The organism is Streptomyces sp. NPDC005533 (assembly GCF_042871845.1).
Lineage (GTDB): Bacteria > Actinomycetota > Actinomycetes > Streptomycetales > Streptomycetaceae > Streptomyces.
This window is the reverse complement of record NZ_JBIAJH010000025.1, coordinates 124044-132084: the sequence shown is the minus strand read 5'-3', so window position 1 is coordinate 132084 and position 8041 is coordinate 124044. Positions and strand designations below refer to the sequence as shown.

At 74.0% G+C, this 8041-nt stretch carries 7 protein-coding genes and 1 riboswitch; of the genes, 5 read left to right on the top strand and 2 right to left on the bottom strand.

Annotated elements, in window-relative coordinates; all coding sequences use genetic code 11:
• Positions 1 to 594, top strand: a 594-nt coding sequence (locus ACFYP3_RS24590; protein ID WP_388836305.1) for an IS630 family transposase, incomplete at its 5' end; no start/stop codon positions are given.
• Here the strand turns inward: ACFYP3_RS24590 and ACFYP3_RS24585 are convergent.
• Together ACFYP3_RS24585 and ACFYP3_RS24580 are read right to left on the bottom strand one after the other, a co-directional pair.
• The gene (locus tag ACFYP3_RS24585; RefSeq protein ID WP_388836302.1) at positions 591 to 2045 is read right to left on the bottom strand and encodes a hypothetical protein; all 1455 of its coding nucleotides are present in this window, start codon (positions 2043 to 2045) and stop codon (positions 591 to 593) included. The two genes, ACFYP3_RS24590 and ACFYP3_RS24585, sit on opposite strands and share 4 nt — an antisense overlap.
• A gap of 132 nt (positions 2046 to 2177) precedes the next feature.
• Positions 2178 to 3308 carry an alpha/beta hydrolase family protein gene (locus ACFYP3_RS24580; RefSeq protein WP_388836299.1) on the bottom strand — a complete coding sequence of 377 codons (1131 nt, stop codon included), beginning with the start codon at positions 3306 to 3308 and terminating at the stop codon, positions 2178 to 2180.
• 377 nt (positions 3309 to 3685) lie between these two features.
• Here ACFYP3_RS24580 and ACFYP3_RS24575 point away from each other — a divergent pair, with 377 nt between their 5' ends.
• The 4 genes from ACFYP3_RS24575 (at position 3686) to ACFYP3_RS24560 (ending at position 8032) form a co-directional block, all read left to right on the top strand.
• Positions 3686 to 4954: an anion permease gene (locus ACFYP3_RS24575; RefSeq protein ID WP_388836296.1), complete on the top strand. Its 1269-nt coding sequence runs from the start codon at positions 3686 to 3688 to the stop codon at positions 4952 to 4954.
• 40 nt (positions 4955 to 4994) lie between these two features.
• A complete protein-coding gene (locus ACFYP3_RS24570) occupies positions 4995 to 5216 on the top strand; it encodes a hypothetical protein (protein ID WP_388836293.1) in 222 nt (73 codons plus the stop codon).
• A gap of 158 nt (positions 5217 to 5374) precedes the next feature.
• Positions 5375 to 5461, top strand: a riboswitch (cobalamin riboswitch).
• A 58-nt stretch (positions 5462 to 5519) separates the two neighbouring features.
• Positions 5520 to 6479 carry a cobalamin biosynthesis protein gene (locus tag ACFYP3_RS24565; protein WP_388836290.1) on the top strand — a complete coding sequence of 320 codons (960 nt, stop codon included), beginning with the start codon at positions 5520 to 5522 and terminating at the stop codon, positions 6477 to 6479.
• Positions 6476 to 8032, top strand: coding sequence for a cobyric acid synthase (locus ACFYP3_RS24560; protein WP_388836287.1), 1557 nt, complete (start codon positions 6476 to 6478; stop codon positions 8030 to 8032). Before ACFYP3_RS24565 ends, ACFYP3_RS24560 begins: the two co-directional genes overlap by 4 nt.
• Positions 8033 to 8041 lie beyond the last annotated feature (9 nt).

Below are 8041 nucleotides of genomic sequence, written 5' to 3'. Positions count from 1 at the left end.
CTTGACCCGCCGGAGAAGGCCCTGGTCCTCTGCGTGGACGAGAAATCGCAGATCCAGGCCCTGGACCGGTCCCAGCCCGTCCTGCCGATGATGCCCGGCGTCCCCGAACGCCGCAGCCACGACTACGTCCGGGCCGGCACGACCACTCTCTTCGCCGCCCTCGAGGTCGCCACCGGCAAGGTCATCGGGTCTCTTCACCGCCGCCACCGCGCCGCCGAGTTCAAAAAGTTCCTGACCAAGGTGGACAAGGCGGTCCCCGCAGGCCTCGAGGTGCACCTGATCCTCGACAACTACGCTACCCACAAGACACCGGACATCAAGAAGTGGCTGCTGGCCCACCCGCGGTTCCACCTGCACTTCACCCCGACCAGCGCGTCCTGGCTGAACCTGGTGGAGCGGTGGTTCGCCGAGCTCACACAGAAGAAGCTCAAACGGGGAGTCCACCGCTCCGTCCAGGCCCTCGAACACGACATCCGGGCCTGGCTCGCCGACTGGAACGAGCACCCACGACCCCTCGCCTGGACGAAAACAGCCGACGAAATCCTCGACAAGGTCGCCGCCTACTGCCACCGAATCTCTGACTCAGGTCACTAGGCGCCGCCCGTGTGGACCTGGAAGGCGGCCCGGCGGACGGCCTTGGCCAGGGCCGGGTCCGGATGGGCGGCGGCCAGCGCGACCAGGACCTGCACGGTGCGCGGATGGCCGACGGCGCGGACCTCGTCCAGCAGCCGGGGGACGGTGGTCCGGACGGCCGAGTCGAGGTGGCGGGCCAGCAGCTCGGCCTCGCCGTGGTCGGCGATGGCGGCGGCGGTGTCCACCCACAGCCAGGTGGACTCCTCGGCGGTGAGGACGTCCTGTGCCTCGTCGGGGTCGATCCCGTCGTGCTCGGCGAGCCAGAGCAGGGCGTAGGGGCGCAGGGCGGGCTCGCGCACGATGGCGCGCACCTCGGGTTCGGCGGGGGCGCCGACCACGCGCAGCGCCTCGAAGGCGAGGCCGCGCAGCAGGGCGTCCTCGCCGCGGGCGGCCTGGAGCAGCTCGGCGACGGCGTGGCCGACGGGCCGGGCGGCGAGCCAGGCCTGGTACTCGGCACGGGCCGGGCCGGGGGTGAGCCGGGCGCAGCCGTGCAGCATGGCGGCGGCGGACTGCTCGATGTTCCCGGCGGGGCTCTGCGCCGCGACGCAGATCTGCTCCAGCTTGACCCAGACGGCCCAGCTGCCGAGCGGGGTGAGCGCTGCCCGGGCGGGGCCGAGGGTGACGGCGTCCACGGCGGCGAGTCCGCCGAGCGCCCAGCGCAGCAGCCGGGCGAGGGGGACGGGGGCCGGGGCCGAGGCGGGGGCCGTGGTCGGGGTCGGGGCTTCCGGGTCGCCGGGGGCGGCCGTGCGGGGCGCGGGCTCGGCCTCGTACGGGATCTCGCACCGCTCGTCGCGCAGTTCGGTGACGCGCTGGCCGAGGAGGTCGAGCAGGTCGGGGACGGTCACCGGGCCGTCGGAGAGCTGGAGCAGGGAGAGGAGCTGGGGCATCGCCTCGACGACCTCGGCGACGGCCGCGGGGGCGATGTCGGCGGGGGCGGGGTGGACGAGCGACCAGGCGTCGAAGAGGGCGACCCAGCCGCGCAGCACGGCGGTGTCGTCGCGGTCCCAGGCCCGCAGCCGCCAGCCGGGCCGGGCGTGGCCGCCGTGCACCTCGACCAGTCCGGCGAGCCGAGCGCGGTCCCAGCCGACGCGGATCTGCCCGTGCGTCAGGCCCAGTTCCCCGGCGGCGCGTTCGACGTCCGAGGGCGGCAGGGCGCCCGTGGGGGCGGGCCGGCCGCCGTCTCCGGCGCCGAGGTTGCGTTCGGCCCAGCGGGTCAGGCGTACGGCGTCGGCGAGCGAGGCCCTGGCCCGGTTCGCGAGGTCGGCCGTGGCGGGGGTGCCCGCCGGGGGCCTCGGGGCGGGCCGACTGCGTCGGTCGGTCACCGCCTTGCGTGCCGTGGCGACGGAACGCGGGGAGACGAGTCGGAGTCTGGAGTCGCGAGCCAACTGCTCATCAGGCTTTCGGGACGTCACGGAAGCAGTCTCGCCCGTCACTGGCCGAAAGCCCAAACGGAACCAGCCGTTACCACCAGCTGCCCGCGGTGCAGACCGGGACAACACGCCCGCAGGACCTGGTCCGTCACACGGCCTTCACATGACAGGCCCTCACATGAGGGGGGTGAGGAAGCGGCGCAGGGCCTCCTCGTAGCCGGCGGGGTCGGCGTTCCACATGGCACCGTGCCCGGCCTCGGGCACGGTGTGCAGGCTCACGAGGTCGGGGCGGGCCGCGGCGAGCCGGCGGGAGGGGCCCCAGGGGGCGAGGGTGTCGTCCGGTCCGTGGAAGATCAGGACGGGGACGCGCAGGGCCCCCGGATCCGCCCCCGGCGGCCGGCGGTCGGCGCGCAGGCCCGCGCGGCTCTCGGCGGCCCGGACGGCCAGCGGCAGCACCACGGCGGGGGTGCGGCGCGCCGCGGCGAGCCGGCGCAGGGTCGTGTGCCAGTCGAGCACCGGCGAGTCGAGGACCAGTCCGGAGATCCGGTCGGCCAGCGCGGAGCGCTCGGCGGCGTGCAGGGCCATGGTGGCGCCGGTGGACCAGCCGTAGAGGATCACGCGGCGGGCGCCGTAGCGCACGGCATAGCGGATGGCGGCGTCCAGGTCCCGCCACTCCGATTCGCCGAGGTGGCCGATGCCGTCGGGGGAGGCGGGGGCGCCGAGGTCACCGCGGTAGGCCAGGTCGAGGACGGGCAGCTGGTGGCGGTGGAGGAAGGGCATGACCACCATCGGGTGCTCGCGGGTGCCGCCGAGCCCGTGCACGGCGATCACCCAGGTGTCCCGGGCGGCGGGCACGAACCAGGCGGGCAGCGCGCCGAGCTCCCCGGGGACGTCCACGTCGGCGTGGTCGAGCCCGAGGGCGGCGCTCGGGTTGCCGACGTACACCTGTGGCGTGAGGGTGACGCGGGTGCCGGGGGCGAGGGCGCCGTGGTTGACCGTGAGGAGCCGCCGGACGACGGTGTCCGGGTAGTGGTCGGCGTCGGCGACCACGGGGCCGACCACGGCGTGCACCCCGGGTGCGACCAGGCCGTAGGTGCCGGGGCGCAGGGAGGCCGGCGAGCGGGTCAGCGAGACCCGGCCGGCGGCGGTGGAGTGGACGCTGAGCCGCTGCCCGCCGGGGAGCGGGCGCCCCGGTTCGCAGCGCAGGGCCGCGTCGGCGGCGTGCCGGCCGGCCGCGACCGCGGCCGCACCGGCGCCGAGGAGGGTCACGGTGACGGCTGCTGCCGTTGCTGTCGCGATACGCACCGTTCCAGTGTCCCGGCGGGGTGTGCGGCGGGCCACCGGAGCGCCACCGACGGCTCACCGGAAGGGATCGCTCCGTCATGCGCCGCAGGATCGCCGCGGGAGGGCCGGCGGATCGCCGCGGGAGAGCCGGGGACCGAGTGATCTAGGTCTCTTTCCGGGGTCCGGGCGGGAGGTCCCGTACACCTCGGCCGGGGTGCGGAGGAGGGTATTCACCCGGCTTTGACGTGCATTTATCGAGTTATCTCCGTCAGAATCAGGACGAATGTCCCGATCGCACCCCGGGGCAGTACACCGCTCCGCCCGAGTCAGTTCACCTTCCGTTCATCCAGGTTGCCTACGGTCGCCGAGCCACTGACGTCAAACAGAAGCCTGGGTAAATGGAGCACATAACGCTTCTCCTCGGGATCGTGATCATTACCGCTCTCGTGTTCGACTTCACGAACGGTTTCCACGACACGGCCAACGCGATGGCCACCACCATCTCGACCGGCGCCCTCAAGCCCAAGACGGCGGTGGCCATGTCCGCCGTGCTCAACCTCGTCGGCGCGTTCATGTCCGTGGAGGTCGCCAAGACGATCTCCAAGGGACTCGTCAACGAAGAGGGCATCCAGCCGGAAGTGATCTTCGCCGCCCTGGTCGGCGCGATCCTCTGGAACCTCGTCACCTGGCTGGTCGGACTGCCCTCCAGCTCCTCGCACGCCCTGATGGGCGGCCTGATCGGCGCCGCGGTGGCCTCCGCCGGCATCGGCGCGGTCAACGGCAGCGTCGTCGTCACCAAGGTGCTCATCCCCGCGATCGCCGCTCCCCTGGTGGCCGGCATCGCCGCCTTCCTGGCCGCCAAGCTCACCTACAAGCTGGGCGACAAGGTCGGGGAGAAGACCTCCGCCAAGGGGTACCGCGCCGGTCAGATCGCCTCGGCCGGTCTCGTCTCCCTCGCGCACGGCACCAACGACGCGCAGAAGACGATGGGCATCATCACCCTGGCGCTCATCGCCGGCGGCGCGATCGCGCCCGACGCGAACCCGCCGGTCTGGGTCATCGTCTCCGCCGGCATGGCCATCGCCATGGGCACCTACCTGGGCGGCTGGCGCATCATCCGCACCATGGGCAGCGGCCTGACCGACCTGCACCCGCAGCAGGGCTTCGCCGCCCAGACCTCGGCCGCGTCCGTCATCCTCGCCTCCTCGAACCTGGGCTTCTCGCTCTCCACCACCCACTCGTGCTCCGGTGCGGTCATGGGTGCGGGCCTGGGCCGCAAGGGCGGCGTGGTCCGCTGGTCCACCGCGACCCGCATGTTCGTCGCCTGGGGCCTGACCCTGCCGGCCGCCGCGCTGGTCTCGGCCGGTGCCGAGCTGGTCATGCGGATCGGTGACGTCGGCATCGCCGCGGTCACGCTCTTCCTGATCGGCTCCTGCCTGGCCATCTGGTTCATCTCGCGCCGCCAGGTCGTCGACCACCACAACGTCAACGACGTGGAGCCGGCCCGCGCCGAGGAGCCGGGTGTCGTCACCACGGCGATCGCCGCGGTCACCGTCCCGCCGACCGTCGCCGCCGCCGGCACCATCGCCGCGGTCACGGACGAAGACCTCAAGGCCACCATCCCGGCCGCGACGCAGACCCCGGCCGCTCCGGCCGCCGCGGTCTGACCGAGACAGACAGAGACCCGGACACTCAGAAAGCGGCAGTATGAAGATCGACTGGGAAGCGCTCGGCTCCGTCTTCGGGGTCAGCCTCTTCGCCACCGTCGCCCTCGTGGCCCTCTTCACCCTGGGCCTGGTGGGCCTGTCCAAGCACGAGACCGCCACCGAGCGGGGCGGCACCGCCACCCTCGCCCGCAGCGGCGCGTACGCCTGCTTCGCGGTCATCGCCGCGGCCGTGGGCTACGGGATCTACCTGATCGTCGCCTGATCCGCCGCCCCGCGGCCGACCAGGCGTGAAGGCTCCCTCCGGGTTTGTCCCGGAGGGAGCTTTTCGCATCCCGCGCCCGTGCCGCACCGCAGGTCAACGGCGAGTTGACGGGCCTTCTCGGAGCGTGGTGGACTGCGCGAGCCAATACGGCGGCATGGAGAGGAAGTCCGGTGCGAATCCGGCGCGGTCCCGCCACTGTCACCGGGGAGCCCACGCCGCGCGTGGGCCCCGGGAGCCAGGAACTCTCGCCGCCGGACACGTCGAACCAGGGCGCGGACCCTGAGTGAGGACATACCTGTCACCATGCGTGCCGATCGCGTTTTCGCGTACGGCGCCACGGCGGGCCTGATCGGCGACCGGATCCTCGGTGATCCCCGCCGAGGGCACCCCGTGGCCGCCTTCGGACGGGCCGCCGCCGCCGTCGAACGCGCCCTGTGGCGCGACGACCGCGCCCGCGGCCTCCTGCACACGCTGCTGTGCGCCGGAGGCGCGGCCGCCGTCGGTGCGCTGGGCGCCCGCGCCGTGCGCTCCCGGCCCGCCGCCGCCCGTATCGCCCTGACCGCCGCCGCCACCTGGGCCGTCGTCGGCGGTACCTCGCTGGGCCGGGAGGCCCGCGCCATCGGCGGGGCGCTCGCCGCCGGGGACACCGAGGTGGCCCGGGAGCGGCTCCCGCACCTGTGCGGGCGCGACCCGCAGTCCCTGGACGGGCAGCAGATGGCCCGCGCCGTCGTGGAGTCGGTCGCGGAGAACACCTCCGACGCGGTGGTCGGGGCCCTGGTGTGGGGCGCCGTCGGCGGCGTCCCCGGCCTGCTGGCCTTCCGCGCCGTGAACACCCTGGACGCGATGGTCGGCCACAAGTCCCCCCGCTACCTGCGCTACGGCTGGGCCTCCGCCCGCCTCGACGACCTGGCCGGCTGGCCGGGGGCCCGGCTGACGGCCGCCGCCGCCGTCCTGGCCGGTCCCGACCGGCGGGGAGCCGTACGCGCCTGGCGCGCGGACGCCGCCGCCCACCCGAGCCCGAACGCCGGGCCCGTCGAGGCGTCCTTCGCGGGAGCGCTCGGCGTACGCCTGGGCGGCACCCTCGCGTACGGCGGCCGCGTCGAGCACCGGGCGGTGCTGAACGGCGCGGCCGGCCGGCCGGTGGAGGTCGCGGACATCGAGCGGGCGGTACGGCTGTCGCGGCAGGTGACCTGGCTGGCGCTCGGGGCCTGTGTGGCCGCCCGGACGCTGGTCTCCGGCAGGAAGAGGAGGGGACGTCGATGAGCGGCGCGAAACTCGGCGGCGGACTCCTGGTCGCCGGTACCACGTCGGACGCCGGCAAGAGCGTGGTCACGGCGGGCATCTGCCGCTGGCTGGCCCGCCAGGGCGTGAAGGTGGCGCCGTTCAAGGCGCAGAACATGTCGCTGAACTCCTTCGTCACGCGGGAGGGCGCCGAGATCGGGCGCGCCCAGGCGATGCAGGCCCAGGCGGCCCGGGTGGAGCCGACCGCGCTGATGAACCCGGTGCTGCTCAAGCCGGGCAGCGACCGCACCAGTCAGGTGGTGCTGCTGGGCAAGCCGGTGGGCGAGATGAGCGCCCGCGGGTTCTTCGGCGGGTCCGAGGGGTCGGCCCCCGGAACGGCACTGCACGGCGGCCGGGAGCAGCTCCTCGGCGTCGTCACGGACTGCCTGGAGCAGCTGCGGGGCACGTATGACGCCGTGATCTGCGAGGGGGCGGGAAGTCCGGCCGAGATCAACCTGCGCCGGACCGACATCGTGAACATGGGCATCGCGCGGGCCGCGCGGTTCCCGGTGGTCGTGGTCGGGGACATCGACCGGGGCGGGGTCTTCGCGTCCTTCTTCGGGACGACGGCTCTGCTGTCGCCGCAGGACCAGTCGCTGATCGCCGGCTACCTGGTGAACAAGTTCCGCGGCGACGTGTCGCTGCTGGAGCCGGGCATGGAGATGCTGCGCGGTCTGACCGGACGGGCCACGTACGGGGTGCTGCCCTTCCAGCACGGGCTGGGCATCGACGAGGAGGACGGCCTGCGGGTGTCCCTGCGCGGTGCGGTGCGCGAGTCGGTGGTGGCGCCGCCCGTCGGCGAGGACGTGCTGCGCGTCGCCGTCTGCGCGGTGCCGCTGATGTCGAACTTCACGGACGTCGACGCGCTCGCGGCCGAGCCGGGGGTCGTGGTGCGGTTCGTGGACCGGGCCGAGGAACTGGCCGACGCGGACCTGGTCGTCGTACCCGGCACCCGGGGCACGGTGAAGGCCCTGGCCTGGCTGCGCGAGCGCGGGCTCGCGGACGCGCTGGTGCGGCGGGCCGCGCAGGGACGGCCGGTGCTGGGCATCTGCGGCGGGTTCCAGCTGCTGGGCGAGCGGATCTCGGACGAGGTCGAATCGCGGGCGGGCGAGGTCGACGGCCTCGGACTGCTGCCCGTACGCGTCCGCTTCGAACGGGAGAAGACCCTGGCGCGGCCGGTGGGCTCGGCGCTCGGAGAGCCTGTCGAGGGGTACGAGATCCACCACGGGGTGGCCGAGGTCCTCGGCGGTGAGCCCTTCCTGGACGGCTGCCGGGTCGGGTCGGTGTGGGGAACCCACTGGCACGGCTCGCTGGAGTCGGACGGCTTCCGCCGGGCGTTCCTCCGTGAGGTGGCGGCGGCCGCGGGGCGCCGGTTCGTCCCCGCCCCGGACACCTCGTTCGCCTCCCTCCGCGAGGAGCAGCTGGACCTGCTGGGCGACTTGGTCGAGGAGCACGCCGACACCGCCGCGTTGCTGAGGCTGATCGAGTCCGGGGCGCCCGCGGGCCTGCCGTTCCTCCCGCCGGGCGCCCCGTGAGCGCCGCGG